This window comes from Streptomyces sp. NPDC039736 (assembly GCF_055596485.1).
Window position 1 is genome coordinate 47,731 of the sequence record NZ_JBVIUQ010000018.1, and the last position, 24,987, is coordinate 72,717.

The 24,987-nt window shown below is 72.1% G+C and carries 23 protein-coding genes; 13 read left to right on the plus strand and 10 right to left on the minus strand.

Translation table 11 applies throughout. The annotated features are described in order from the left end of the window. The first annotated feature begins 17 nt into the window (after window positions 1–17). Window positions 18–1,283, plus strand: coding sequence for an MFS transporter (locus ACZ56L_RS34455; protein WP_471068991.1), 1,266 nt, complete (start codon window positions 18–20; stop codon window positions 1,281–1,283). A gap of 67 nt (window positions 1,284–1,350) precedes the next feature. Here ACZ56L_RS34455 and ACZ56L_RS34460 read toward each other — a convergent pair whose 3' ends face one another. Continuing rightward, window positions 1,351–2,727 (minus strand): lipase family protein, encoded by a 1,377-nt coding sequence (locus tag ACZ56L_RS34460; RefSeq protein ID WP_401765631.1) that lies wholly within the window; start codon window positions 2,725–2,727, stop codon window positions 1,351–1,353. A gap of 193 nt (window positions 2,728–2,920) precedes the next feature. Continuing rightward, window positions 2,921–4,204: an adenylosuccinate synthase gene (locus tag ACZ56L_RS34465; protein ID WP_345220462.1), complete on the minus strand. Its 1,284-nt coding sequence runs from the start codon at window positions 4,202–4,204 to the stop codon at window positions 2,921–2,923. Between the two features lie 229 nt (window positions 4,205–4,433). Here ACZ56L_RS34465 and ACZ56L_RS34470 point away from each other — a divergent pair, with 229 nt between their 5' ends. Further along, window positions 4,434–5,333 (plus strand): diacylglycerol kinase family protein, encoded by a 900-nt coding sequence (locus tag ACZ56L_RS34470; protein WP_471069028.1) that lies wholly within the window; start codon window positions 4,434–4,436, stop codon window positions 5,331–5,333. A 100-nt stretch (window positions 5,334–5,433) separates the two neighbouring features. Here the strand turns inward: ACZ56L_RS34470 and ACZ56L_RS34475 are convergent, their stop codons facing one another. Together ACZ56L_RS34475 and ACZ56L_RS34480 are read right to left on the minus strand one after the other, a co-directional pair. Then, window positions 5,434–7,038, minus strand: a complete 1,605-nt coding sequence (locus ACZ56L_RS34475; RefSeq protein WP_471068994.1) for an ABC transporter permease — start codon at window positions 7,036–7,038, stop codon at window positions 5,434–5,436. Next, window positions 7,035–7,946 (minus strand): ABC transporter ATP-binding protein, encoded by a 912-nt coding sequence (locus ACZ56L_RS34480; RefSeq protein WP_468690856.1) that lies wholly within the window; start codon window positions 7,944–7,946, stop codon window positions 7,035–7,037. Before ACZ56L_RS34480 ends, ACZ56L_RS34475 begins: the two co-directional genes overlap by 4 nt. Window positions 7,947–8,047: 101 nt before the next feature. Between ACZ56L_RS34480 and ACZ56L_RS34485 the strand changes: the two genes are divergently transcribed. From ACZ56L_RS34485 to pstB, 8 genes are all read left to right on the plus strand, one after another. After that, window positions 8,048–8,554 carry a GbsR/MarR family transcriptional regulator gene (locus tag ACZ56L_RS34485; protein ID WP_345220469.1) on the plus strand — a complete coding sequence of 169 codons (507 nt, stop codon included), beginning with the start codon at window positions 8,048–8,050 and terminating at the stop codon, window positions 8,552–8,554. 221 nt (window positions 8,555–8,775) lie between these two features. After that, on the plus strand, window positions 8,776–11,076 hold the full coding sequence (locus ACZ56L_RS34490) for an RNA degradosome polyphosphate kinase (RefSeq protein ID WP_401765637.1): 2,301 nt from the start codon (window positions 8,776–8,778) through the stop codon (window positions 11,074–11,076). Then, window positions 11,063–12,052: a CHAD domain-containing protein gene (locus ACZ56L_RS34495; RefSeq protein ID WP_401765639.1), complete on the plus strand. Its 990-nt coding sequence runs from the start codon at window positions 11,063–11,065 to the stop codon at window positions 12,050–12,052. The genes ACZ56L_RS34490 and ACZ56L_RS34495 overlap by 14 nt, the downstream gene beginning before the upstream one ends. Beyond that, window positions 12,049–12,453: an NUDIX hydrolase gene (locus ACZ56L_RS34500; RefSeq protein WP_471068998.1), complete on the plus strand. Its 405-nt coding sequence runs from the start codon at window positions 12,049–12,051 to the stop codon at window positions 12,451–12,453. Before ACZ56L_RS34495 ends, ACZ56L_RS34500 begins: the two co-directional genes overlap by 4 nt. Before the next feature lie 333 nt (window positions 12,454–12,786). Next, window positions 12,787–13,917: a phosphate ABC transporter substrate-binding protein PstS gene (gene pstS / locus ACZ56L_RS34505; RefSeq protein WP_468690862.1), complete on the plus strand. Its 1,131-nt coding sequence runs from the start codon at window positions 12,787–12,789 to the stop codon at window positions 13,915–13,917. A 148-nt stretch (window positions 13,918–14,065) separates the two neighbouring features. Further along, the gene (gene pstC, locus ACZ56L_RS34510) at window positions 14,066–15,061 is read left to right on the plus strand and encodes a phosphate ABC transporter permease subunit PstC (protein WP_471069000.1); all 996 of its coding nucleotides are present in this window, start codon (window positions 14,066–14,068) and stop codon (window positions 15,059–15,061) included. Beyond that, window positions 15,058–16,134 (plus strand): phosphate ABC transporter permease PstA, encoded by a 1,077-nt coding sequence (gene pstA, locus ACZ56L_RS34515; RefSeq protein WP_471069002.1) that lies wholly within the window; start codon window positions 15,058–15,060, stop codon window positions 16,132–16,134. The genes pstC and pstA overlap by 4 nt, the downstream gene beginning before the upstream one ends. A 59-nt stretch (window positions 16,135–16,193) precedes the next feature. Further along, complete coding sequence (gene pstB / locus ACZ56L_RS34520; protein ID WP_345220487.1) at window positions 16,194–16,970, plus strand: phosphate ABC transporter ATP-binding protein PstB; 777 nt, start codon at window positions 16,194–16,196, stop codon at window positions 16,968–16,970. A 192-nt stretch (window positions 16,971–17,162) separates the two neighbouring features. On the opposite strand, the gene ACZ56L_RS34525 is transcribed toward pstB, so the two are convergent. Together ACZ56L_RS34525 and ACZ56L_RS34530 are read right to left on the minus strand one after the other, a co-directional pair. Next, entirely contained in the window at window positions 17,163–18,161 is a 999-nt protein-coding gene (locus tag ACZ56L_RS34525; protein WP_345220489.1) for an inorganic phosphate transporter, read from the minus strand. Window positions 18,162–18,166: 5 nt separating this feature from the next. Then, window positions 18,167–18,787: a DUF47 domain-containing protein gene (locus ACZ56L_RS34530; protein ID WP_345220491.1), complete on the minus strand. Its 621-nt coding sequence runs from the start codon at window positions 18,785–18,787 to the stop codon at window positions 18,167–18,169. Between the two features lie 206 nt (window positions 18,788–18,993). On the opposite strand from ACZ56L_RS34530, the gene ACZ56L_RS34535 reads away from it, so the two are divergent. Beyond that, a complete protein-coding gene (locus tag ACZ56L_RS34535; protein ID WP_471069006.1) occupies window positions 18,994–19,359 on the plus strand; it encodes a metal-sensitive transcriptional regulator in 366 nt (121 codons plus the stop codon). Between the two features lie 146 nt (window positions 19,360–19,505). On the opposite strand, the gene ACZ56L_RS34540 is transcribed toward ACZ56L_RS34535, so the two are convergent. Then, window positions 19,506–19,667: a hypothetical protein gene (locus tag ACZ56L_RS34540; RefSeq protein ID WP_266665070.1), complete on the minus strand. Its 162-nt coding sequence runs from the start codon at window positions 19,665–19,667 to the stop codon at window positions 19,506–19,508. A 190-nt stretch (window positions 19,668–19,857) separates the two neighbouring features. Next, entirely contained in the window at window positions 19,858–20,670 is an 813-nt protein-coding gene (locus tag ACZ56L_RS34545; RefSeq protein WP_345220496.1) for an SCO4651 family lipoprotein, read from the minus strand. A gap of 83 nt (window positions 20,671–20,753) precedes the next feature. Between ACZ56L_RS34545 and ACZ56L_RS34550 the strand changes: the two genes are divergently transcribed. Together ACZ56L_RS34550 and ACZ56L_RS34555 are read left to right on the plus strand one after the other, a co-directional pair. Then, window positions 20,754–20,927: a hypothetical protein gene (locus ACZ56L_RS34550; protein WP_345220498.1), complete on the plus strand. Its 174-nt coding sequence runs from the start codon at window positions 20,754–20,756 to the stop codon at window positions 20,925–20,927. 274 nt (window positions 20,928–21,201) lie between these two features. Then, window positions 21,202–22,782: an FAD-binding oxidoreductase gene (locus ACZ56L_RS34555; protein WP_471069009.1), complete on the plus strand. Its 1,581-nt coding sequence runs from the start codon at window positions 21,202–21,204 to the stop codon at window positions 22,780–22,782. Window positions 22,783–22,854: 72 nt separating this feature from the next. Here ACZ56L_RS34555 and ACZ56L_RS34560 read toward each other — a convergent pair whose 3' ends face one another. Continuing rightward, window positions 22,855–23,589, minus strand: coding sequence for a phosphatase PAP2 family protein (locus ACZ56L_RS34560; protein WP_468690871.1), 735 nt, complete (start codon window positions 23,587–23,589; stop codon window positions 22,855–22,857). Between the two features lie 330 nt (window positions 23,590–23,919). Beyond that, entirely contained in the window at window positions 23,920–24,924 is a 1,005-nt protein-coding gene (locus tag ACZ56L_RS34565) for a C40 family peptidase (RefSeq protein ID WP_401765648.1), read from the minus strand. Between the last annotated feature and the right edge of the window lie 63 nt (window positions 24,925–24,987).

The window sequence follows — 24,987 nt, forward strand, 5'->3', positions numbered from 1 at the left end:
ACAGCAGGGTGTCGGGCATGACACAAGGCACGGCAGGGCACGTCGTACGTTCCGCCAGGCGCACCGGACTGCGGTCCGGCGACCCGTGGCGCTACCGCTGGGTCGTGCTGGGCGTCGCCACCTTCACCCAGGCGGCGTCCGGCTTCTTCGTGGGCGGCATCGGCGCGCTCGGCGTCCACCTGCAGAGCGCCCTGGACCTGACCACTGCGCAACTGGGCCTGCTGGTCTCGGCTGCCCAACTCGCGCCGCTGGCAGGGCTGTTGGTGGCGGGCGAGCTGCTGGACCGCTACAGCGAACGCTGGGTGGTCGGCATCGGGGCCGGCACGGTCGGGCTGGCTCTGTGCACGGGGAGCCTGGCACCGGGATACGCGGCACTGCTGACCGCTCTGTTCGTGGTCGGGATGGGGTACAGCACCGTCCAGCCGGGCGGGAGCAAGTCGGTGGCGTCCTGGTTCGACGCGTCGCAGCGCGGCTTCGCCATGGGCGTCCGGCAGGCCGGGCTGCCGCTGGGAGCGGCGCTCGCCTCGGCCGTACTGCCCTTCGTGGCGGTGGAGTTCGGCTGGCGGGCGACCCTGCTGGCCAGCGGCTTCGTCGCGCTGCTCGGAGCCGGTCTCTTCATGGGCTGCCACCGCCGGCCGCCCGCGCCGGACGTCCCGAAGGACGAGGAGGCCCCGCTCCCGCTCGCGGCCCAGCTCCGCGCCCGGCTGCGCATGCTCCGGGAGCCGTCCACGGTGAAGATCATGCTCTCGGGGACCAGCCTGGTCTCCGTGCAGTGCGGCGTGGGCATTCTGACGGTGCTCCACCTCCACCGGACGGCATCGGTCGGCGCCGGGACGGCGGCGCTGGTCCTGGTGGCCTCCCAGGCCGCCGGTGTCGCGGGCCGGATCTGCCTGGCGGCCTGGAGCGACCGGAGCCGGTCCGGGCGCTGTGCCGTCGTGCTGGTCTGCATGGTCGCCGTGCTCGCGGGCCTGACCGTGCTGATGACCCCGGCCGGGCGGTCGCCGGCCGTCGCGTCCGGCGTCTTCGTCTGGCTCGGTTTCTTCGGCTTCGGCTGGTACGGCCCTTGGGTCGCCCACGTCACCGAGGCGGCCCCGCCGGGCAGGACCGGCTTCGCCCTGGGGCTGGCCATGTCCGTGAACCAGATCGCCATCGTCACCGTGCCGCCCGTGCTCGGGCTGCTGGCCGACCTCACCGGCAGCTTCACCCCGGCCTGGGCGCTGCTCTGCCTGCTGACCGCCGTCGCCCTGGCGGTCACGGCGAGGGCGGAACTCCGTACCCGCTGACGCAGGAAGGCATGGAGCGTCACCCGGGTGCGGTCCGCGGCCCCGGCCGCACCCGGGCGCCCCGCCCTCAGGACCCCGTCGGAACCTCCGGGTCCAGCGAGTTGCCCGCCGGGATGCGCCCGCAGTCCGACGGCGCCTTCTTGCCCGCGAAGCGGTCGTTCAGCCAGCCCAGGGCGGTGGGGGCCCACGGCACGGCGGCCCCGACGTGGCTCAGCAGCTCGAACTGCTGGTACTTGATCGCCGTGCCGCCCTTGGCGCAGTACTGCCGTGCCAGCGCCCGCACGTCGCCGGACACCATGACGCCGTCGCCCCGGCCGATGCCCGGGTGGTTGCTGAGGGTGCCTTCGAGGACGCCGCCGTTGCCCTGGGCGATGTAGCCGGGGATCTGCGGGGTGGCCGCCGAGCCGAGGTTGAGCTTGTTCACGGCCTCCAGGAAGGGGCCCACCGAGTTCGGGTTCTCGTACTGCGGCTTGACCATCTTCTTCCAGGTCAGACCCGGGTACTGGCCCAGCGCGTTCGCGATGGACGCCTTCTCCAGCTTCTTGAAGACCTTCAGGCCGTAGTCGTTGAGGTAGGGCGTGAAGTCGATGTCGTACGCGCGGGCCGCCCCGATCACGGCCATCGGCGCGACGCCCGCCCAGATCGAACTGCCGCTGATGTACTTGAGGTTGTGGGACGGGTTCACCAGCAGCCCGCCCTCCGCGTAGCCGACCAGTCTCCTGTTGACGTCCGGCGCGTAGCCCGGGGCGAGGACGGCCGCCCAGTGGGTGGCGATGGCCCCGCCGGAGTACCCGGCGAGCCCGAACCGGGTGGCGGAGTTCAGGCCGGTCTCCGGGGCTTTGCTCGCGGCCCGGATCGAGTCGAGCGTGGTCGTGCCGTACTCGGGGCCGGCCGCGAAGTTGGCGGTCTGGCCCTCGGTGTCCGGGATGACGACGTTGTAGCCCGCGAGCAGCAGCGGCGCCAGGAGCAGGGACTCGCCGTTGGCGATCGCGCCGCCGAGGGAGACGTCACCGGCGATCGCCCGGGACGGTCCGTGCTCGGGGTCGAGGGAGTCGTAGAACGACTGGTAGGAGACGGCCTTGCCGCTGTCGCCGTTCGGGCTGCGCACGACCGAGGTCACCCCGGCCGACGGCCTGCCCTGGGCGTCGACCGTGCGGAAGAGGAGCTGAGTCGCCCTGACGGGGGTCGGGACGCCGAGGACGTGGTACTTCAGCGTGCGCGTCTTCAGCACGTCGCCGGGGGCGTACTCGGAGAGCGGCTTGCTTCCGTCGTACGCGTAGAAGGGGTCCTTCGCGGCGGCGGAGACGGCCTCGCGCGGGGCGGCGGACGCGGTGGCGGTGGCGGTCATCGGGACGGCGGTGACGGCCAGGGCGGTGACGACGGCGGCGGCCAGCCTGCCCGGCGTGCGGCGGGGTGCGAGGCGCGGTGCGGTGCTGCGGGGCATGGGTTCCCTCGGATTCGGCTCATGGAACACGGGGACGGCGTGGGGGGGGTGTTACCTGGCGGTAACAGCGCCGAAAGTTACCAAGGGGTACGCCTGTTGACCAGAGTTCTCACAAGACCGGGCGCGTCGGGGCATGACGGAAGGGGCGCCCGGACCGAAGTCCGGACGCCCCTTCCCGTACCGCCGAAAGCCCCTAGATGAAGGAGTTGATCTCGATCGTCTCGGTGCGGCCGGGGCCGACGCCGATCGCGGAGATCGGCGCGCCCGACATCTCCTCCAGCGCCTTCACGTACGCCTGCGCGTTCTTCGGCAGGTCGGCGAAGGTCTTGGCCTTGGTGATGTCCTCGGACCAGCCGGGGAGCTTCTCGTAGATCGGCTTCGCGTGGTGGAAGTCGGTCTGCGAGTACGGCAGCTCCTCGACGCGCTTGCCGTCGATCTCGTACGCGACGCAGACGGGGATCTCCTCCCAGCCGGTCAGGACGTCCAGCTTGGTGAGGAAGAAGTCCGTGAGGCCGTTCACCCGGGTGGCGTAACGCGCGATCGGCGCGTCGAACCAGCCGCAGCGGCGGTCGCGGCCGGTGGTGACACCGCGCTCGCCGCCGATGCGGCGCAGCGCCTCGCCGTCCTCGTCGAACAGCTCCGTCGGGAACGGGCCCGCGCCGACGCGGGTCGTGTACGCCTTCAGGATGCCGATGACGCGGCTGATCTTCGTCGGGCCCACGCCCGCACCCGTGCAGGCGCCGCCCGCGGTCGGGTTCGAGGAGGTGACGAAGGGGTACGTGCCGTGGTCGACGTCGAGCAGGGTGCCCTGGCCGCCCTCGAAGAGGACCACCTTGTCCTCGTCCAGCGCCTTGTTGAGGATCAGGGTGGTGTCGGCGACGAAGGGCTTGATCTGCTCCGCGTACTGGAGCATCTCCTCGACGATCCGCGCCGACTCGATGGCGCGGCGGTTGTAGAGCTTCGTGAGGAGCTGGTTCTTGGTCTCCAGCGCCGCTTCGACCTTCTGGGTGAGGATCGACTCGTCGTAGAGGTCCTGGACGCGGATGCCGACGCGGTTGATCTTGTCGGCGTACGTCGGACCGATGCCCCGGCCGGTCGTACCGATCTTCCGCTTGCCGAGGAACCGTTCCGTCACCTTGTCGACGGTGACGTTGTACGGCGTGATCAGGTGAGCGTTGCCGCTGATCAGGAGCTTGGACGTGTCGACACCGCGGTCGTTCAGTCCGCTCAGCTCGGAGAGCAGGACGGCGGGATCGACGACGACACCGTTTCCGATGACCGGCGTGCACTCAGGCGAGAGGATTCCGGAAGGGAGAAGATGCAGCGCGTACTTCTGGTCGCCGACGACGACCGTGTGGCCGGCGTTGTTGCCGCCCTGGTAGCGCACCACATAGTCAACGGACCCACCGAGCAGGTCGGTGGCCTTTCCCTTGCCTTCGTCACCCCACTGAGCACCGAGCAGCACAAGTGCGGGCACAGGCGTACACCCCTTCCGGGCGGGGCATGTCCAAGGCCAAGGGGAGTGCGCGATGACGTGCGCCGACGACTGTGTCGGCGTACGAGACGTCTGCTGACGTCCGTCGCGTGCCTTGACCGCTGAACGAGCTGCCCCGGAATAGACGAAGCCCCTGGCGCAATAGCGCAAGGGGCTCTTGCACAAAGATGCTACCCGAGGAAGGACCGAGGTGTCGGCTCCCGACCAGCTCATGGTGGTCATCGACCCGGTCGCCCGGCGTACGGACGGCGAGTCCGTGCGCATCGCGAAGGACGTGCTGGGCGCCGGGGCACGGACGAGGATCTCTCTTCCGGAGAGTGCCGAGGAGTTCGCGCGGGCCCTGTCCCGCCGGGGCCGCAGGCGGCTGGTGGTGATCGGTGACGACCGGGCGCTGTTACGGGCCGTGGGCCTGCTGCACCGCGAACGCGAGCTCTCCGACGGGCGGCCGGTGGGGCTCGTCCCGGTGGGCGACCGGGTGGTGCTCGCGCGCTCCCTCGGCGTGCCGACGGAGACGGTGGCGGCGGCGCGGGCGGTCCTGGAGGGGGCCTCGCGCCGGCTCGACCTCCTGGTCGACGACAGCGACGGGGTGGTCCTGGGCGGGCTGCGCGTCCCGGCGCTCTCGCCCTCGGGGCCGGGCGCGGCCTCCGGGAGCCCGCCCTCGGTCTGGACGGCCTGCCGTTCCCTCGTCCGTACGCTGGTGCGCCCGACGCCGCCGGAGCGGCTGGTGACGTACCGGCTGCGGGTGGAGGCGGACGGGGTGCTGCTGAGCGATCTCGACGAGGCGGTGCGGGGCGTGTCGCTCCGTTCCCGGGGCGGCGGCACGGTCGAGGTGGAGGTCGCGGGAACCTCGGGCGCGTCGGCCCGCGCCCGCACGGTGACGGTCTCGGGCCCGGACTTCCGCTACCGGGCGGACGGGGCGGTGGGGGGCCCGGTCCGGAGGAGGACGTGGACGGTGCGGGAGGGCGGGTGGCGGCTGGTCGTGCCGGTCGGTTCGGCCGGTCCGGTCGAACCGCTTGAGCCGCTCGATCCGGTCGGTTCGGTTGATCCGGGCGGCCCGGGCGGCTCGGGCGGTCCCGTCGATCCGGATGCTCCGGTCGTTCCGGGGCCCTGAGCGGGCGCCCCGGGCCCCCGGGGTGCTCGCCCCGAGACCCTGAGCGGTGCCTCGGACCGGCCGAGGGGGGCCGCCCCCCTCGGCCCCGAGCCGGACGCCCCTACCCCGTCACGTCCCGCCTCCGCAGTCCCGCCAGCCCCGCTCCCACCAGGGCCACCGCGAGCCCCAGCAGCACCGTCACCGGGGTCCACTCCATCCCCGCCCCCGGCAGCTTCGGCAGATGCCCGAACGGGGAGATCCGCAGCAGCGCGTCCGGCGCGCCGGTCAGCGGCCCGATCCACCCCACCGCCAGGCACAGCCCCGTCAGGCCCCAGGCCGCCTGCGCCAGCGCGGGCACGAAGCCGTACAGCAGCACCGCCAGGCCCCCCAGCGCCCACACCGCCGGCACCTGGACCAGGCACGCCCCCAGCACCGGCGCGAAGCCCTCGCCGTACCCGAGGGCCAGCCCCAGCCCTCCGGCGAGCAGGACGAGCACCGTGCCGCCGAACGCGACGGCCAGGTGACCGGCCGCCCAGCGCAGCCGTCCCACCGCGCCCGCCAGCACCGGTTCGGCCCGGCCCGAGGTCTCCTCGCCGTGCAGGCGCAGCACGGACCCGACGACGTACAGCGCCGCCACCATGCCCAGCAGCCCGACCATCGCGGCGAGGAACGCCTCGCTCAACCCCTGCTTCCCGCCCAGGCGCTGGAAGATCTCGGCCGTCCGCGCACTGCCCCCGAGCAGGTCGCTCACACCGTCCGTCATGCCGCCGAAGAGCAGGCCGCAGAGCAGGAAGGCGACGGTCCAGGCGGCCAGGGTGCCGCGCTGGAGGCGCAGGGCCAGTCCGTACGCGGAGGACAGGCGTCCGGCGGCGGGTCCCGGCCGGGCGGGCAGGAAGCTCATGCCGACGTCCCGGCGGGCGGCCAGGAGCTGCGCCGCCACCGCCAGCAGGGCCGCACCGGCGAGGAGCAGCAGCAGGACCCACCAGCGTTCGGCGGCGTACGGGCGGATGTTCTCGGTCCAGCCGAGCGGGGAGATCCAGTTCAGCGCGGACGAGGCGTCCGCCGTCGCGGCGTCGCCGGCGGCCCGCAGCACGAAGGACGCGCCGAGCACCGCCGCCGCCAGCCCCTTCGCCAGCCGGGCGCTCTCGCTGAGCTGGGCGGTGACGGCCGCGACCCCGGCGAAGAACATGCCCGTCGCGCCGATGCCGAGGCCGAGCGCGAGCGCCCCGGCCGTGTCGCCGGTGGCGGAGGCGAGGCCGCCGAAGGTGAGGAGCACCAGGGCCGTGTCGGCGACGAGGGCGGTGAGCAGGGCCGCGGCCAGCGGGGCCCGGCGTCCCACCACGGCCGACGACAGCAGCTCCTGCCGCCCGGTCTCCTCTTCCTCCCGGGTGTGCCGTACGACGACGACCAGGCTCATCGCGCCCGCCATCAGGGCGACGAACCCGCCGAGCCGCCAGGCCACGAGGCCGCCGACGGAGGAGTCGAAGACCGGTCCGTACAGGGCGCGCAGCGAACCGTTCGCGGACATCGTCCCGGCCACCTGGGCGCGCTCGGCGGCCGTGCCGTACAGCCCCTCGACCGTGCCGGCGCCGCTGCTCACGACCAGGCCGAGCACCAGGACCCACACCGGCAGCACGATCCGGTCGCGCCGCAGGGCGAGCCGCAACAGGGTTCCCGTGCCGGCCAGTCGGCGCGACCGGGCGGGCGCGGGGGTGAGCGCGCTCATCGCGCGGGCACCCCCTCGGCGCGCGCGTCGCTGTAGTGCCGCAGGAACAGCTCCTCCAGCGTCGGCGGCGTGCTGGTCAGCGAGCGCACGCCGGCCGCGGTGAGCGCGCCGAGGACCGCGTCCAGCTTGTCGGTGTCGACCTGGAGGCGGACCCGGCGGCCCCGCACATCGACGTCGTGGACGCCGGGGAGCGCGGCGACGCCGTCGGGCGCGGAGGCCAGTTCGGCGGTGATGGACGTGCGGGCGAGGTGGCGCAGCTCGGCGAGCGAGCCGGTCTCGACGGTGCGGCCCCGGCGGATGATGCTGACCCGGTCGCAGAGGGTCTCGACCTCGCTGAGGATGTGCGAGGACAGCAGCACGGTCCGCCCGTCGTCGCGGGCCTCCCGCACGCAGCGCTGGAACACCGACTCCATCAGCGGGTCGAGCCCGCTGGTCGGCTCGTCGAGGATCAGCAGGTCGACGTCGCGGGCGGCGAAGGCGGCGACGAGGGCGACCTTCTGCCGGTTGCCCTTGGAGTACGTACGTCCCTTCTTGGTCGGGTCGAGCTCGAACCGCGCGACCAGCTCGGCCCGCCGCGCCGGGTCGAGCCCGCCGCGCAGGGCGCCGTACAGGTCGATGGCTTCGCCCCCGGAGAGGTTGCGCCACAGGGTGACGTCGCCGGGCACGTAGGCGATCCGCCGGTGCAGGGCGACCGCGTCCCGCCAGGGGTCGCCGCCGAGCAGCCGCACGGTCCCGGAATCGGGGCGCAGCAGGCCCAGCAGGACGCGGATGGCGGTGGACTTGCCGGACCCGTTGGGGCCGAGGAAGCCGTGGACCTCGCCGGAGCGGACCTCCAGGTCCAGTCCGTCCAATGCGTGCGTGCGCCCGAAGGACTTGCGGAGTCCGGCGACGCTGAGTGCGGTGGTCATGTTTTTGAACGTACGCTTACTTCACAAATTTGTGAAGTTAAGGAAGCGTATAAAGTCGGGGCGACGGCGGGGGGACCCGGAGCAGGGGAGAAGATGGGCCGATGACCAGTACGAACGGTGCCCCGCCGGGCGGCGGACGGGACCCCGAGGCCGTGTCCCGGTTCGTGGAGCGCTTCGCGGGCGAGATGGCGGACGCGGGCATGCAGCGGATGGCCTCCCGGGTCTTCGCGGCGCTCCTCGCCTCCGAGAAGGGCTCCCTGACCTCCACCGAGCTCTCCGAGCAGCTCCGGATCAGCCCGGCGGCGGTCTCGGGCGCGATCCGCTACCTCACGCACGTGAGCATGGTCCGCCGCGAACGCGAACCGGGCACCCGGCGCGACCGCTACCTCCTGCACGACCAGCTCTGGTACGAGGCCTTCGGCCGCCGCGACCAGATCCTGGTGCGCTGGGAGGCGGTCCTCGTGGAGGGCGCGGAGCTGCTGGGCCCGGACACCCCGGCGGGCCGCCGCATCGCGGAGTCGGCGGAATTCTTCGCCTTCGTCCAGGAGGAGATCCCGCTGATGATGGAACGCTGGCGGGCCCAGCGGGCGCGGCAGCGGGAGGAATAGAACCCGCGGGGCACGGGGCGCCGGCGTCCCGGCCGGAGGGCCGCGGGCGGTCCGGTGCGGAGGGACCCGGTTCGCCGCCGCTCCCCGAGGGGCCACCTCCCCGTAACCCGGGATTCAGACACCCTTGCGACCCTCGCTCAATGCGACCCCCCGCGCCCACCCCTCCCGCCGCCCTCTATTTCGGCGCGCCCGCCGAGGGCCCCGCACGGAAGAATGGGTCCATGAGCCAGCAGCCCAGCACCGGCGCCAGCAAGAGCACGAGCCAGAGCGCGAGCGAGAACGCCGGCGCGAGTGCCGACGTCCCGGTCCAGCACGCGCAGCCCTCGGTCGGCGCCATAGCCGCCCACCGGCCGCACACCCTGGCCGCCGCACCCTCCTCCGGGTTCGATCCGGACCTGGACTCCGACCTGGACACGTACGAGGAGAGCGAGGAGGAGGGCGGGGACGGCACCCGCGTCCCGCTGCCCCAGGGGCGTTTCCTGGACCGGGAGCGGAGCTGGCTCGCGTTCAACGAGCGGGTCCTGGAACTGGCCGAGGACCCCAGCACCCCCCTCCTCGAACGGGCTAATTTCCTGGCCATCTTCGCCAGCAACCTGGACGAGTTCTTCATGGTCCGGGTCGCCGGTCTCAAGCGGCGCATCGCGACGGGAGTGGCCACCCGGTCCGCCTCCGGACTCCAGCCGCGCGAGGTGCTGGACCTGATCTGGACGCGTTCGCGCGAGCTCATGGCCCGGCACGCCGCCTGTTTCCAGCAGGACATCTGCCCGGCGCTGGCCGACGAGGGCATCCACCTCATCCGCTGGCCGGAACTCACGGAGAAGGAGCAGGCCCGCCTCTTCACCCTGTTCCGGCAGCAGATCTTCCCGGTGCTGACCCCGCTGGCGGTGGACCCCGCGCACCCCTTCCCGTACATCTCGGGGCTGTCCCTGAACCTCGCGGTGGTGGTGCGCAACCCGGTCAGCGGGCACCGCCACTTCGCCCGCGTGAAGGTCCCGCCGCTGCTCACACGCTTCCTGGAGGCCTCGCCCGAGCGGTACGTGCCCCTCGAAGACGTCATCGCGGCGCACCTGGAGGAGCTGTTCCCGGGGATGGAGGTGCTGGCCCACCACGCCTTCCGGGTGACGCGCAACGAGGACCTGGAGGTCGAGGAGGACGACGCCGAGAACCTCCTCAAGGCCCTGGAGAAGGAGCTGATGCGGCGCCGCTTCGGGCCGCCGGTGCGCCTGGAGGTCGAGGAGTCCATCGACCCGTACGTACTGGACCTGCTGGTAAGGGAGTTGAAGGTCTCCGACGCGGAGGTCTACCCGCTGCCCGGCCCGCTGGACCTCACCGGCCTCTTCGGCATCGCCGGGCTCGACCGGCCCGAGCTGAAGTACCCGCGCTTCATCGCCGGCACCCACCGCGACCTCGCCGAGGTCGAGTCGGCGTCCGCGCCGGACATCTTCGCCGCCCTGCGCGAGCGGGACGTCCTGCTGCACCACCCGTACGACTCCTTCTCGACCTCCGTCCAGCTCTTCCTGGAGCAGGCCGCCGCCGACCCGGACGTGCTGGCCATCAAGCAGACGCTGTACCGCACCTCGGGCGACTCGCCGATAGTGGACGCGCTGATCGACGCCGCCGAGTCCGGCAAGCAGGTCCTCGTACTGGTGGAGATCAAGGCCCGCTTCGACGAGCAGGCGAACATCAAGTGGGCGCGGAAGCTGGAGGAGGCGGGCTGCCACGTCGTCTACGGCCTCGTCGGGCTGAAGACCCACTGCAAGCTCTCCCTGGTCGTCCGGCAGGAGGGCGACACGCTGCGCCGCTACAGCCACGTCGGGACGGGCAACTACCACCCCAAGACGGCCCGCCTGTACGAGGACCTGGGGCTGCTCACGACCGATCCGCAGGTCGGGGCGGACCTCTCGGACCTCTTCAACCGGCTGTCGGGGTACTCGCGCCGCGAGACCTACCGGCGGCTGCTCGTCGCGCCCAAGTCCCTGCGCGACGGCCTCGTCTCGCGGATCAACCAGGAGGTCGTGCACCACCGGGCCGGCCGCCCCGCGTACGTCAGGATCAAGGTCAACTCGATGGTCGACGAGGCCGTCATCGACTCCCTCTACCGGGCCTCCCAGGCGGGCGTCCCGGTGGACGTGTGGGTGCGCGGGATCTGCGCGGTGCGGCCGGGCGTGGCGGGCCTGTCGGAGAACATCCGGGTGCGTTCCGTGCTCGGCCGGTTCCTGGAGCACTCCCGCGTCTTCGCCTTCGGCAACGGCGGCGAGCCCGAAGTCTGGTTCGGCAGCGCCGACATGATGCACCGCAACCTCGACCGGCGCATAGAGGCCCTGGTCCGCGTCACCGACCCGGCCCACCGCGCCGCCCTGTCCCGGATGCTGGAGACCGGCATGTCGGACACCACCTCGTCCTGGCACCTGGGCCCGGACGGCAACTGGACGCGCCACGCCACGGACGCGGACGGGCACCCCCTTCGTCACGTACAGGAAATGCTGATCGACGCCCGGAGGCGCCGGCGTGCCACACCATGAACCGCTTACCTCGACTCCCCCTGCCCGGCCCGGCGCCGCGGCCGCCGTCACGGGCGGTGAGGCCATGCTCGCCGGCCACCTGAACGCCCACGCCGCCGAGTTCCTGCGCGCACTGCGGCGGCACCGGGAGGGCTCGGACGCCGCCGACCCGGCGCAGGCCGCGCGCTCGGCGCTCGACATGCGGCGCGCGGCCCGCCGGATCGGCAGCGCCCTGCACACCTTCCGGCCGATGACCGACACCGCCTGGGCGGACCCGCTGCGGGCCGAACTGGCCTGGCTGGGCAGCACCCTGGGCCGGGAGCACGCGTGCGCGGCACGGCTGGGCAGGCTGCTGGAGGCGATGGAGCGGCTGGGCTCCGGCGCCTCCGTGCCGGGCCAGCGGGACGACCCGTCCGCCGCCTCCGTACGGGAGACCGCGCTCGGCATCGCCCGGGCCGGCGCCCTGCTGGAGCGGCAGCTCACCCTGGCCCGCACCCGGGCCCACTCCGCCGCCCTCCAGGCCCTCGGCTCCGCCCGCTTCCACGCGCTGGCCGACGCGGTGGCGCTGCTGGCGTCGGACGCGCCGGTGGTGCCCGGCGACCCGTACGAACACGCGGCGCGGGCCGCCCGCCGGCTGACCGAGGCGGTGGACGCGCTGCCCCTGGGCCGGGCGGCCCGCCCGTACAACGCGGAGGCCGCCCACGACGGGCAGGACTCCCCCTGGCACCACGTACGCCTGCTGCTCCGCCTGCACCGGTATGCGGCCGACGTCACCGGCGGCGACACCGGGGCCCTCGCCGAGGCGGGCGGAGCCCTGGACCGGCACCGCGACGCGGCCGACGCGGGGGCCGCCGCGGCGGCGGCCGCCAGGACCGCCCGCATCGCGCCCGCCACGGCGTACGCGCTCGGGGTGCTCCACTCCTCACAGCGCCACGAGGTCGAGGCGGCCCGCTTCGCCTTCCAGCGGGCGTGGCGGCAGGCGGTGGTGGCGCGGTGAGCAGCGGGGTGGTGCGGGCGGCGGGGTGCGTGCTGTGGCGGCGGGCGCCGTACGACGGGGAGCTCGAGGTGTGCCTGGTGCACCGGCCGCGCTACGACGACTGGTCCTTCCCCAAGGGCAAGCTGAAGCGCGGCGAGGATGCGCTCGCCGGGGCCCTGCGGGAGGTCCTGGAGGAGACCGGCTTCCACGCCCGGCCGGGGGCGCGGCTGCCCACCCTGCGGTATGTCACCGGGGGGCGGCCCAAGCAGGTCCTCTACTGGGCCGCCGAGGCGGTGTCCGGCTCCTTCGCGGCCAACTCCGAGGTGGACCGGCTCCTCTGGCTGCCGCCGGGCGCGGCCGCCACCCGCCTCACCCACCCCCGTGACCGGCCGCTCCTGCCCGCCCTCCTCTCCAGCCTCTGAGCTGCGGAGCTTCCCTCTCCCCGCTCTCCCTGGACGGCTCCGTTCCCCCTTGATTCCCCTCGTTCCCGCATGGCGATGTGCGGGCGCGCGATTGCCCGCGCCCCGGAACGGGGCACGGATGAGCCGGGCAGGAACGCGAAGCTCCGGAAGTCCCCTGCCCGCCCGCCACGGTTCACCCCCCGTTCACTCTCCCCCGCAGCCCGCTTCACCTGATCTGCCTAATTTCGTACTGGCAACGCAAGGGACCGGCTATCCGGCCGAGAACCCCCCTGTCCCACCTCGCACGCCGCCCGCCACAGGGCCCGGCGGCACCCGGAAGGAACCCAGAGAGTGATGAAGCTCCCGCGCAAGAACCGGCTCCGCGCCTCCGCACTCGGCGCCCTCGCCGTCTCCGGCGCCCTGCTCCTCACGGCGTGCGGCTCGGACAACAACACCGGTGGCACCGGCGGCACCGGCACCAACACCGCCGCCAAGAACGTCAAGTGCGAAGGCGCCAAGGGCAAGCTCCTCGCCGCCGGCTCCTCCGCGCAGAAGAACGCCATGGACCTCTGGGTCAAGAACTACATGGCCGCCTGCCAGGGCATCGAGGTCAACTACAAGTCCTCCTCCTCCGGCGAGGGCATCAGCAACTTCACCAAGGGCGTCGTCAGCTTCGCCGGTTCCGACTCCGCGCTGAAGCCCGAAGAGGTCGCCGCCTCCAAGACCGCCTGCAAGACCGGCCAGGGCATCGACCTGCCGATGGTCGGCGGCCCGATCGCGATCGGCTACAACCTCCCCGAGGTCAAGGACCTGGTCCTGGACGCCTCCTCGATCGCCAAGATCTTCAACAGCCAGATCAAGAAGTGGAACGACCCGGCGATCGCCAAGCTCAACCCGAACGCCAAGCTGCCGGACAAGCCCATCCAGTCCGTCCACCGCTCCGGCGACTCCGGCACCACCCAGAACCTCGGCAAGTACCTGGGCAAGGCCGCCCCGAACGACTGGAAGTACGAGGCCGAGAAGAAGTGGCCCGCCCCCGGCGGCCAGGGCGCCAACGGCTCCGCCGGTGTCGCCGCCCAGGTCAAGCAGGTGGAAGGCGCCATCGGCTACTTCGAGCTCAGCTACGCGACCTCGCAGTCCATCCCCACGGTGAAGGTCGACACCGGCGCCTCCGCCCCGGTCGCCGCCAACTCCGAGAACGCCTCGAAGGCCATCGCCGCCGCCAAGATCAAGGGAACCGGCAAGGACCTGGCGCTGGAGCTGGACTACGCGACCAAGGCCGAGGGCGCCTACCCGCTGGTCCTCGTCACGTACGAGATCGTCTGCGACTCGGGCAACAACCCGGAGACCCTGCCGACGCTCAAGTCCTTCCTCGGCTACACCGCCTCCGACGACGGCCAGAAGGCCCTCTCCGGCATCGGCTACGCGCCCATCCCGGCCGAGATCAACGCCAAGGTCCGCGAGACCATCGCCGGCCTGAAGTAACACCCCGCAGCACCCGGGACGGGAGGCGCGCCCCGCACGGCCCGCCTCCCCGCCCGCCCGGCACGACCCCGCCCCACCCAGCCCGATCCGGTGCACCGCCGCCCGGGAGCGCCCCAGGGCGCTCCCTCCCAGACCGGAAAGACCCACCATGACCATCACCGCCACACCGACCGACTCGCCCCCCTCCCCACCTCCACCGCCCGTCACCGCGAAATCCGCGAACCGCCCCGGCGACAAGATCTTCTCGGGCCTCTCCCGGGGCTCCGGCATCCTGCTGCTCGTCGTCATGGCGTCGATCGCGATCTTCCTGACGGTCCGCGCCACCGCCGCCCTCACCCAGAACGAGGGCAACTTCTTCACCACCTTCGACTGGGACCCGGCCGCCAACCCGCCGGTCTTCGGCATCGCCGTACTCCTCTACGGCACCGTCGTCAGCTCGGTCATCGCGATGGTCATCGCGGTCCCGATCGCCGTCGGCATCGCGCTGTTCATCTCGCACTACGCGCCCCGCAAGCTGGCCGCGCCGCTCGCCTACGTGGTGGACCTGCTGGCCGCCGTGCCGTCGATCATCTACGGCATCTGGGGCGCCCTGGTCCTGGTCCCCTACCTCGACGGCCTGAACTCCTGGCTGGACGCCTTCCTCGGCTGGACGATCGTCTTCGAGAAGACCGAGGTGGGCGCCGCCCGCAACCTGTTCACCGTCGGCATCCTGCTCGCGATCATGATCCTGCCGATCGTGACCAGCGTCAGCCGCGAGGTCTTCCTCCAGGTCCCGAAGATGAACGAGGAGGCCGCCCTCGCGCTCGGCGCCACCCGCTGGGAAGTCATCCGGATGTCGGTGCTCCCCTTCGGCCGCTCCGGAGTGATCAGCGCCTCGATGCTGGGCCTGGGCCGCGCGCTCGGCGAGACGATGGCCGTCGCCACCGTCCTGTCCCCCAACTTCCTGCTCTCCTTCCACCTGCTCGACGCGGGCGGCGGCACCTTCGCGCAGAACATCGCCGCGAAGTTCGACGAGGCCGACGACCTCGGCCGGGACGCACTGATCGCCTCCGGTCTGGTCCTCTTCGTCCTCACCCTGATCGTCAATGGCGCGGCCCGGCTGATCATCGCCCGCCGCAAGGAGTACTCGGGGGCCAACGCATGAGCCAGGCAACGATGACCCAGGACACCACCGCCCCCGCGGCCCCCCGCCCCTCCTCGCTGGCCGGCAAGAGCCTGCCGCGCTGGTCGCCCTTCGGCTTCGCCGCCGTGTCCCTGGCGCTCGGCGCCGGCCTCGGCCTCGTGGCCGGCTGGCACAGCAAGGTCCAGTGGGGCCTGATCGCCGCCCTCCTGTTCGTCGTCCTGACCTACACGGTCAGCACCGCGGTCGAGGGCAAGCGGCAGGCCAAGGACCGGGTCGCCACCAGCGTCGTCTGGGTCTGCTTCCTCCTCGCGATCATTCCGCTGGTCTCCCTCCTGTGGACGACGATCAGCCGCGGCATCAAGGTCCTCGACGGTTACTTCCTCACCCACTCGATGGCGGGCGTCCCCGGCTTCGAGACCGGCGGCGGCGTCTACCACGCCCTGATCGGCACCCTGGAGCAGGTCGGCATCGCCACCCTGATCGCCGCGCCGGTCGGCCTGCTGACCGCCGTCTACCTGGTCGAGTACGGCAAGGGGGCGCTCGCCAAGGCGGTGACGTTCTTCGTGGACGTCATGACCGGCATCCCCTCGATCGTCGCCGGCCTGTTCCTGCTGGCCATCATGCTGATGTTCGGCCTGGGCCCCTCCGGCCTGCTGGGCGCGCTCGCCCTGGCCATCCTGATGGTCCCGGTGGTCGTCCGCTCCACCGAGGAGATGCTCAAGCTGGTCCCCAACGAGCTGCGCGAGGCCTCCCTCGCCCTCGGCGTACCGAAGTGGCGCACGATCCTGAAGGTGGTCCTGCCGACCGCCCTGGGCGGCATCACCACCGGCGTCATGCTCGCCATCGCCCGCATCGCCGGCGAGACCGCGCCGATCATGCTCCTCGTCTTCGGCAGCCAGCTGATCAACCCGAACCCCTTCGAAGGCGCCCAGTCCTCGCTCCCCTTCTACATCTGGGAGCAGTACCGGGTCGGCAGCGAGGCGAGCTACGACCGCGCCTGGGCAGCGGCCCTCGTCCTCATCGCCTTCGTCATGATCCTCAATCTGGTGGCTCGCGGCATCGCCCGCTGGAAGGCACCCAAGACCGGTCGCTGAAGCGCCGATGAGCGGCCCTGCCGCGTGAGACACCCCCCGAAAGCGAAGTGACCGACATCATGGCCAAGCGAATCGACGTCTCCGGACTCTCCGCCTACTACGGCTCCCACCGGGCCATCGACGACATCTCCATGACCGTCGAACCCCGCTCCGTCACGGCCTTCATCGGCCCCTCCGGCTGCGGAAAGTCGACGTTCCTGCGCACCCTCAACCGCATGCACGAGGTCACCCCCGGCGGCCGGGTCGAGGGCAAGGTCCTCCTGGACGACGAGAACCTCTACGCCTCCAACGTCGACCCGGTCTCGGTACGCCGTACCGTCGGCATGGTCTTCCAGCGCCCCAACCCCTTCCCCACCATGTCGATCTTCGACAACGTGGCGGCGGGGCTGCGCCTGAACGGCTCGTACAAGAAGTCCGAACTGGCCGACGTCGTGGAGAAGTCCCTCAAGGGCGCCAACCTCTGGAACGAGGTCAAGGACCGCCTGAACAAGCCCGGCTCGGGCCTCTCCGGCGGCCAGCAGCAGCGTCTGTGCATCGCCCGCGCCATCGCGGTCGAGCCCCAGGTGCTCCTGATGGACGAGCCGTGCTCCGCCCTGGACCCGATCTCCACCCTCGCCATCGAGGACCTGATCGGGGAGCTCAAGGAGCGCTTCACGATCGTCATCGTGACGCACAACATGCAGCAGGCCGCCCGCGTCTCCGACCGCACCGCCTTCTTCAACCTGGCGGCGGTCGGCCAGCCCGGCAAGCTGATCGAGATCGACGAGACGGAACGGATCTTCTCCAACCCCTCCGTCCAGGCCACCGAGGACTACATCTCCGGCCGCTTCGGCTGAACCGGACGGGCCCCAGCGGCCCCCCTGATCCTCGCGGTGCTGCATGGCGGTGCCACCGCGAGTCCCCTTCGCCCCGCCGGGCCAGACCCCGGCGGGGCGAAGCACGTGGTCCCCGGGGCACGGAGAAGGCCCGCCCCCCGCGCCGAAAAGCGCCGGGAACGGGCCCAGGACCGTACGAAGAAAGGAGAGCGTCTAGCCGAAGACGAGCTGAACCGCCCAGAAGCTGACCGCCGCCACGATCGCCGCCGCCGGCATCGTGATGAACCAGCCCATCACGATGTTCTTCGCGACCCCCCACCGCACGGCGCGCGGCCCCTTCGTCGAGCCGACGCCCATGATCGCCGAGGTGATCACGTGCGTAGTCGAGATGGGCGCGTGGAACATGAAGGAGGCCGTGTACATCACCGAAGCCGCGGTCGTCTCCGCCGCGAATCCCTGCGGCGGGTCCAGCTCGATGATCCGGCGTCCCAGCGTCCGCATGATGCGCCAGCCGCCCGCGTACGTGCCGAGCGAGAGCGTCACCGCGCACGCGATCTTGACCCAGATCGGAATGGCGTCGTCCTGACCCTCGACATCGGCGATGACCAGCGCCATCACCACGATGCCCATGGTCTTCTGCGCGTCCTGGAGACCGTGACCGAGCGCCATGCCGGCCGCCGAGACCGTCTGGGCGATACGGAAGCCCCGCTTCGCCTTGTGCGGGTTGGACTTCCGGAACATCCACATGATCGCGACCATCACCAGATAGCCGATGACCAGGCCGACGAACGGCGACAGGAACATCGGGATGACGACCTTGGACAGCACACCGCCCCAGATCACCTCCGTCCCGCCCGCCAGCGCCGCTCCGACCATGCCGCCGAACAGTGCGTGGGAGGACGAGGACGGCAGCCCGAAGTACCAGGTCACGAGGTTCCACACGATCGCCCCGACCAGCGCGGCGAAGAGGATTCCCATGCCCTTCTGACCGTGCGGAGTGGCGATGAGCCCCTCACTGACGGTCTTCGCGACGCCCTGCCCGAGGAAGGCGCCCGCGAGGTTCATCACCGCGGCCATGGCCAGCGCCGCCCTCGGCGTCAGCGCACGCGTGGAGACCGACGTGGCGATCGCGTTCGCCGAGTCGTGGAAGCCATTGGTGTACGTGAAGCCGAGCGCGACGGCGATGGTCACGACCAGCGCAAAGGTGTCCACGAAGCTCAGGACTCCTTGACGGCGATGGTCTCCACCGTGTTCGCCACGTGCTCGAAGGCGTCGGCGGCCTCTTCCAGCACATCCACGATCTGCTTCAGCTTCAGCACCTCCATGGCGTCGTACTTGCCGTTGAAGAGGTGGGCGAGCAGCTTGCGGTGGATCTGGTCGGCCTGGTTCTCCAGGCGGTTGACCTCGATCCAGTATTCGGTCAGATTGCTCATCGTACGGAGACCGGGCATGGCCTCCGCGGTGAGCTCGGCGGCCCGCGCGAGCACCTCGATCTGCTGCTCGACGCCCTTGGGCAGTTCTTCCACCTGGTAGAGGACGACGAGGTCGACGGCCTCCTCCATGAAGTCCATGATGTCGTCGAGCGACGACGCGAGGTTGTAGATGTCCTCGCGGTCGAACGGCGTGATGAAGGAGGAGTTGAGCTGGTGGAAGATCGCGTGCGTGGCGTCGTCACCCGCGTGCTCGGCTGCCCGCATCCGCTCCGCGATCTCGGCCCGGGCGGCGGAATCCGCACCGAGCAGTTCCATGAGGAGCTTGGAGCCCGTGACGATGTTGTCCGCGGATGCGGAGAACATGTCGTAGAAGCTCGTCTCCCGGGGGGTCAGACGAAAGCGCACGTGGGGTCCTCGGGGTGCATTGGATTCGGTCAGGCTGATGCTAGGCGCATCATCCGGCCACGGCTAACCGGCGTTCTTCAGTGTCGCCCATCGGGGACAGTGGCAGGCAGCGGCCCCCGAGCACCCCGGCAAAATCCCGTAGAATATACCCACGAGGGGTATGCGATCCCGTATACGGCCCCTCCCCCCTTCCCCAGGAGGACGCGATGACGACCACCGAAGAGGCGGCCGGCGTGACCACGACGGACGCGCCCTCCACCGAGGCCGCCGGCACCGCCGTGGTGCACGCCACGCACGGCTACCACAAGCAGAAGGACGAGCACCTCAAGCGCCTGCGCCGGATCGAGGGCCAGATCCGCGGCCTCCAGCGCCTGGTGGACGAGGACGTCTACTGCATCGACATACTCACCCAGGTCTCGGCCTCCACGAAGGCCCTCCAGTCCTTCGCGCTCCAGCTCCTGGAGGAGCACCTGCGGCACTGCGTCGCGGACGCGGCCGTCAAGGGCGGGGCGGAGATCGACGAGAAGGTGGAGGAGGCGACGAAGGCGATCGCCCGCATGCTGCGGACGTGACCGTTCCCGCACGTGCGCGAGCCGGGCGCACGGAAGAGGGGGGAGACGACATCGGTCGCCTCCCCCCTCTCCTCCTGCCCGGGGCCGCCGGAACGCGGATCGCCCGCCGGCGCCGGAGCGGTCCCGCCCGCACGCGTCCCCCTCGGCTACTCGAACTCCTTCGCCGCGTGCATCAGCACCTCGTCGATCCGGTCCGGACTGAGCCGGTCGCCGTCCACGGACGACGCCGCGATCATCAACTCGCCGCACAGCTCGATCTCGGCGAGGGCGACACGGTCCTGTACGGCCGCACCACGCATCGAACCCACGTGCATCACCTCTTCCCGACCTCGTTCCCCCCGCGGGCCGACTTCCTAGCGTAGGGAGGACGGCACTCACCGCGCATGGCACGGACGGGCCATTTCACCCCCACCCGCCCTCGCCATGCGCCGGGGCGCGCCGGGACCACGGACCCGGCCCCCGGGCCGGCCGGAACCCCGGTCGGCCCGCCCCCGACCGCTACTGCCTGCGGATCTTCCCGGTGTAGATGTCGCCGGCGGGCGGTGTGACGACCCGTACCGGCTTCCCGAACCCGTCGAACGTGACGGTGGAGGCCACCGCGACCGTCTTCCCGGCGTTCACGAAGCTGAACTCGTGGCGCACCTTGCGCACCCGGCCCGCCCCGTCCAGGTACGCCTCGAACGGCACCCCCTTGGTGGAGAACCCTTTCGCCGCCGCTCCGAGCGGCCCCCGGACCTGCGGCGAAGCGGCCTTCGACGCGAGCGCGAGATCGGCGACGCCCCGGTAGCGCCGGACGCCGTCCGCCCCCTGCCCCACGAAGGCGACCTCCCGCGCCCCGCGCAACAGCTCCACGGCGGCCAGCGGATCGGTCGCGCCGCCCGTCACGAGGTTCCCGTCGGCCAGGGCCGCCGTGTCGATCCGCACCCACTTGTCGGCGGGCACCCCGGCTCCCCGGTTCTTCATGAACAGGGCCCCGGGCACGAACACCTCGATGATCGGCCGGTGTTCCTGCTTGCCCGCCGGGCCGGTCGGCAGCAACACCTCCAACTGGCCCCGGCTGCGCCGGAAGTCGTAGACACCCGTGCCCCGGATGGTCACCCGCGTGCCGCCGGCCGCCATCTCCATGCCGGTCCGCACCGCGTCCGCGCTGCCCGCGCGCAGCACCGCGTCGGCGGCTCCCCTGACGGCCCGCCCCGGATCGACGCCCTTACGGTCCTCGGCGGCGGCCCCGCTCCCGCCGCACCCGGCGCAGGTCCCCACCAGCCCCACCACGACGGCCAGCGCAGCCGCGCCCCCGCTCACCCTGTCCATCCGTCTGCCTCCGGAGTACGAGCCTCCTGCTCGCCCCGCCTAACGAGTGCCGGGGGAACTTCGTCACGCCGTACCGTGGAGAGGTGCCCGAGAACGAGTCCCCCCGGCAGGCCTCCACCGCCCCCCACACCCCCACCGTCACCGAACACGGCTCCTTCACCCACGCCCACTGCCCGTGCGGCTGGCGCGGCCCAGCCCGCCGCAGCCGCGACCGGGCCAGAACGGACGCGACGGAACACGCTTCCGCGGCCCGCTGACCGCCCCGCCCGACAAGAGCCCCGGCCCGACCGGCGACCCGAGCACCCCCGGCGGGAAGCCCCTGCCCGGCCGGCGGCCCAAGCTTTCCCGGCGGGAAGCCCCGGCCCACCGAGCGACCCGAGCTCCCCGGCGGGAAGCCCCAGTCCGACCGGCGGTCCCGCACCCCGCCCCCTCGGTTCAACCCCCTCCGCGCCGGGCACACCGCCCCGCGCAGCGGCAACGCCCATCCGCCCCCGTCCCGGGCCGCCGCCCCGTCCGCCCCGGGAGACCGCCATGCCCCTGCCCCGCCGACGCACCCTCCTCGCCGCCACCGGCGCCGCCGCCCTGACCTCGGCCTGCGACACCGCTCCCGCGCCGCGGCCGCCGACGGACCCGAAGCCCGGCGCGGACCCCGCCCCCGAGGCGCCTCCCAGGCCCGCCCCCAGGGCCCCGCAGGACTGGGCCGCCCTCGCCCGCTCCCTCCAGGGCCCCCTCGTCCGCCCCCAGGACGCCGACTACGCCACCGCGCGCCAGCTCTACAACCCCCGCTTCGACGGCCTGCGCCCCGCCGCCGTCGCCTACGTCGCGCACGAGGCCGACGTCCGCGAGGCCCTCGCGTTCGCCCGGACGGCCCGCACCCCCGTCTCGATCCGCAACGGCGGCCACGCCTACACCGGTTGGTCCAGCGGCACGGGCCACCTGGTGATCGACGTGTCGCAGCTCAGCGCCATCACGACCACCCCCTCCACCGCCACCGTCGGTGCCGGCGCCCGGTTGGTCCACGTCTACCGCACCCTCACCACCAGCACCGGCCGCACCGTTCCCGGCGGCTCCTGCCCCACCGTCGGCATCTCCGGACTCACCCTCGGCGGCGGGCACGGCGTGCTGTCCCGTGCGTACGGACTGACCTGCGACAGCCTCACCGCCGCGACCCTGGTCACCGCCGACGGCACGACACTGCGCTGCGACGACGCCACCCACCCCGACCTCTTCTGGGCCCTGCGCGGCGCGGGCAACGGGCAGTTCGGCGTCGTCACCCGGCTCGAATTCCGCACCCACCCGGCCCCCGAGGTCGTCATCGCCCGTCTCACCTGGCCCTGGTCGAAGGCGGCGGCCGTCCTCACCGCCTGGCAGGAGTGGGGCCCGGCCCAGCCCGACGAGATCTGGTCCTCGGCGCACTTCTCCGCGGGCGCGGGCGGCGGCACCCCCACCGTGAACGTCACCGCCTGCTCCCTGGGCTCCCGCTCCGCACTGGCCGACGCCCTCGACCGCCTCACCGCGCGGGCCGGAGCCCCCCGCTCCAGTTCTCTGCGCACCACCCCGCACCTCGACGCGATGCTCCAGTACGCGGGCTGCGCCGGACTCTCCGAGGCCCAGTGCCACCTGCCGGGCACGACCCCGGGCCGCGACCCCGCCGGGACCCTCGGCCGGGAGAACTACGGCGCCCGCTCCGCCTTCTTCGCCGCGTCCCTCGACCGGGCGGGGGTACGGACCCTGCTCGCCGCCGTCGAGCGCTTCACCCGTGTCCCGGCCGCGCAGGGCGGCGCCGGCAGCGTCGCGCTCACCGCACTGGGCGGCGCGGTCAACCGGGTCGCGCCCGAGGCCACCGCCTTCGTCCACCGGAACATGCGGATGCTCGCCCAGTACACGGCGTCCTGGCGGCCCGCCACCCCCGGCACCGCGCACCAGCAGTGGCTGACGGCCACTCATGACGCGCTGCGCAGGCACGCCTCGGGCTCCGCCTACCAGAACTACCCGGACGCGAACCTGCCCGACTGGCGCCGTGCGTACTTCGGCAGCGCGGCCGGCCGCCTCACCGGGCTCAAGGCCCGCTACGACCCGGACCGCCTCTTCGACTTCCCGCAGGCCCTCTGATTCCGCCACGGCCGCCCGGACCCCCGAGGTCCGCCGGCCGCGGCTCGGCCCGACGGTTTTCAGCCAAAAAACCTAAGCTGCGAGTCCGTTGTAACCGCTGCCGTCCTGCCGCGCCTCCACCGCCGCCCGTGCCTGTCCGGCCGACGCGGCGGTCCGCCGCTCGGCGTCCCGCTCCCGCGCGCTCCTGGACCGCACGAGGAAGCGCGTCGCCCCCCAGCGGGACAGCGCCCCCACGGCCGGTGTCAGCAGCATCAGCGCGAGCGGGGCCAGCAGCAGCGTCACCGCGGTGCCCAGCGCGAAGCCGCCCACCACGTCGGTCGGGTAGTGCACCCCCATGTAGACCCGGCAGAAGCCCTCGGCGCAGGCGAGCGCGATGCTCAGCAGCCCCCACCTGCGGTTCGCCATGAACACCCCGATGGCGACGGCCATGGCCAGGGTGGCGTGGTCGCTCACGAAGGAGAAGTCCGTCTTGCCGGCGACCAGCACCTCCAGCCCCTTGTGCTCCAGGAAGGGCCGCGGCCGCTCCACGAAGCTCCGGATCGGGATGTTGACCAGCAGTGCGATGCCGGCCGCGAGCGGGGCCCACACGATCGCCGCCGCCGACGCCACCGAGTCCTCGGCGCTCCCGCGCGTGCGCCCGCGCCACCAGCACCACAGGGCGACCAGGACGAGCCCGAGCAGGATTCCGTACTCGCCGACGTACTCCACGAGCCGGTCGGCCCAGCCGGGTGCGTCGGCGGCGATGCCGTTGATGTCGTAGAGCAGGCTGACATCGGGGTTCGACCCGTCCATCGAGAGTCCAGCCATCTGCACGGCCCCTTGCCCTTGCTGTGTCGCAGTCGCACGTCTCCCGGCCCGCGCACGTCGTTGTGCGCGGCGGGCCCATCACCCCCGTGACAGTTCTTCCCGAAAGTCTTTCCCGAAGCTGGAGCCGACGCCCTCGACAGCACGGTCGCCGCGTCGTCACGGTCGTCGCGTCCAGGGAACGCCCTGGGGCGTCCCGAGGTTCCACTCTCCACCGAACGATCACCATGACGTTATCGAAGAGAGACTCATCGTCCCAGCTCAGGGCGGAGTCGTCACAGAGAGTTCCGGCCAGAACCGACGTCCCGTCAGGCTTCCGGACGACGGCGCGCATCACGCCTTGGGCAATGCCTTCGCGCCATCAGCGGTGACTCTGGTGGCCCCGAAGTAGTCATCCGTGTCGATCTTGTCGAAGCGGATCACGGCACCGGTGAAGGGCGCGTTGATCATGTAACCGCCGCCCACGTAGATCCCCACGTGCCGGATCATCCGGGAGTTGGCGGGATCGTCGGAGAAGAACACCAGGTCGCCCGGCAGCAGCTCGTCGCGGGAGGGGTGCGGTCCGGCGTTGTACTGGTCGTTGGCGACGCGCGGCAGCTCGATGTCGACGGTCCGGTACGCGGCCTGCGTGAGCCCGGAGCAGTCGAACCGCCCCTGCTGGTCCGGCGTCCCGTTGCCGCCCCACAGGTACGGCGTGCCGAGCTTGCTCTGCGCGTAGTTGATGGCGGTCGCCGCGGCCCGCGAGGGCGCGACCCGGCCGACGGGCTTGGCGAAGCTCTGCTCCAGGGAGCGGATGATCTTGACGTAGTTCTGGGTCTCCTTGTACGGGGGGACCCCGCCGTACTTGATCACCGCGTACGCGCCCGCGTTGTAGGCGGCCAGCATGTTGTTCGTCGGGTCGCCGGGGGCCTTCTTCACGTACCCGGCCAGTTCGCAGTCGTACGAGGCGGCCGACGGAATGGCGTCCTTCGGGTCCCACACGTCCCGGTCGCCGTCGCCGTCGCCGTCGATGCCGTGCGTGGCCCAGGTACCGGGGATGAACTGGGCGATGCCCTGCGCCTTGGCCGGGCTCACCACCTTCGGGTCGAAGCCGCTCTCCTGGTAGAGCTGGGCGGCCAGCAGCGCCGGGTTGATGGCCGGGCAGAGGTTGCCCCACTTCTGGACGAGCGGCTGGTAGAGGGCCGGCACCGCCCCCTTGACCAGTCCGACGGCCCGCCCGCCGGCACCGCCCTGGCCCGCGATGCCCGCCGCCGCCGAGAACGTACCGACCACGAGCAGCACGACGAAGGCCAGGAACAGCCCGATCCCGGCCCCGCTCGCCACCCAGACTTTGCGCACGCCCCAACCCTCCCTCATCGCGGCCCGGTTCACGGGGGTTCTCCACACTGTCGTGTCGCGCCG

What these genes read in the sequence shown, in the direction of transcription:
- pstC (WP_471069000.1), top strand. Translation starts at nt 14,066, where the DNA reads ATGACCATCACCGCCACACCGACCGACTCGCCCCCCTCCCCACCTCCA.
- ACZ56L_RS34480 (WP_468690856.1), bottom strand. Translation starts at nt 7,946, where the DNA reads ATGACCACCGCACTCAGCGTCGCCGGACTCCGCAAGTCCTTCGGGCGC.
- pstB (WP_345220487.1), top strand. Translation starts at nt 16,194, where the DNA reads ATGGCCAAGCGAATCGACGTCTCCGGACTCTCCGCCTACTACGGCTCC.
- ACZ56L_RS34560 (WP_468690871.1), bottom strand. Translation starts at nt 23,589, where the DNA reads ATGGCTGGACTCTCGATGGACGGGTCGAACCCCGATGTCAGCCTGCTC.
- ACZ56L_RS34535 (WP_471069006.1), top strand. Translation starts at nt 18,994, where the DNA reads ATGACGACCACCGAAGAGGCGGCCGGCGTGACCACGACGGACGCGCCC.
- ACZ56L_RS34460 (WP_401765631.1), bottom strand. Translation starts at nt 2,727, where the DNA reads ATGCCCCGCAGCACCGCACCGCGCCTCGCACCCCGCCGCACGCCGGGC.
- ACZ56L_RS34455 (WP_471068991.1), top strand. Translation starts at nt 18, where the DNA reads ATGACACAAGGCACGGCAGGGCACGTCGTACGTTCCGCCAGGCGCACC.
- ACZ56L_RS34470 (WP_471069028.1), top strand. Translation starts at nt 4,434, where the DNA reads ATGGTGGTCATCGACCCGGTCGCCCGGCGTACGGACGGCGAGTCCGTG.
- ACZ56L_RS34555 (WP_471069009.1), top strand. Translation starts at nt 21,202, where the DNA reads ATGCCCCTGCCCCGCCGACGCACCCTCCTCGCCGCCACCGGCGCCGCC.
- ACZ56L_RS34485 (WP_345220469.1), top strand. Translation starts at nt 8,048, where the DNA reads ATGACCAGTACGAACGGTGCCCCGCCGGGCGGCGGACGGGACCCCGAG.
- ACZ56L_RS34490 (WP_401765637.1), top strand. Translation starts at nt 8,776, where the DNA reads ATGAGCCAGCAGCCCAGCACCGGCGCCAGCAAGAGCACGAGCCAGAGC.
- pstA (WP_471069002.1), top strand. Translation starts at nt 15,058, where the DNA reads ATGAGCCAGGCAACGATGACCCAGGACACCACCGCCCCCGCGGCCCCC.
- ACZ56L_RS34545 (WP_345220496.1), bottom strand. Translation starts at nt 20,670, where the DNA reads ATGGACAGGGTGAGCGGGGGCGCGGCTGCGCTGGCCGTCGTGGTGGGG.
- pstS (WP_468690862.1), top strand. Translation starts at nt 12,787, where the DNA reads ATGAAGCTCCCGCGCAAGAACCGGCTCCGCGCCTCCGCACTCGGCGCC.
- ACZ56L_RS34475 (WP_471068994.1), bottom strand. Translation starts at nt 7,038, where the DNA reads ATGAGCGCGCTCACCCCCGCGCCCGCCCGGTCGCGCCGACTGGCCGGC.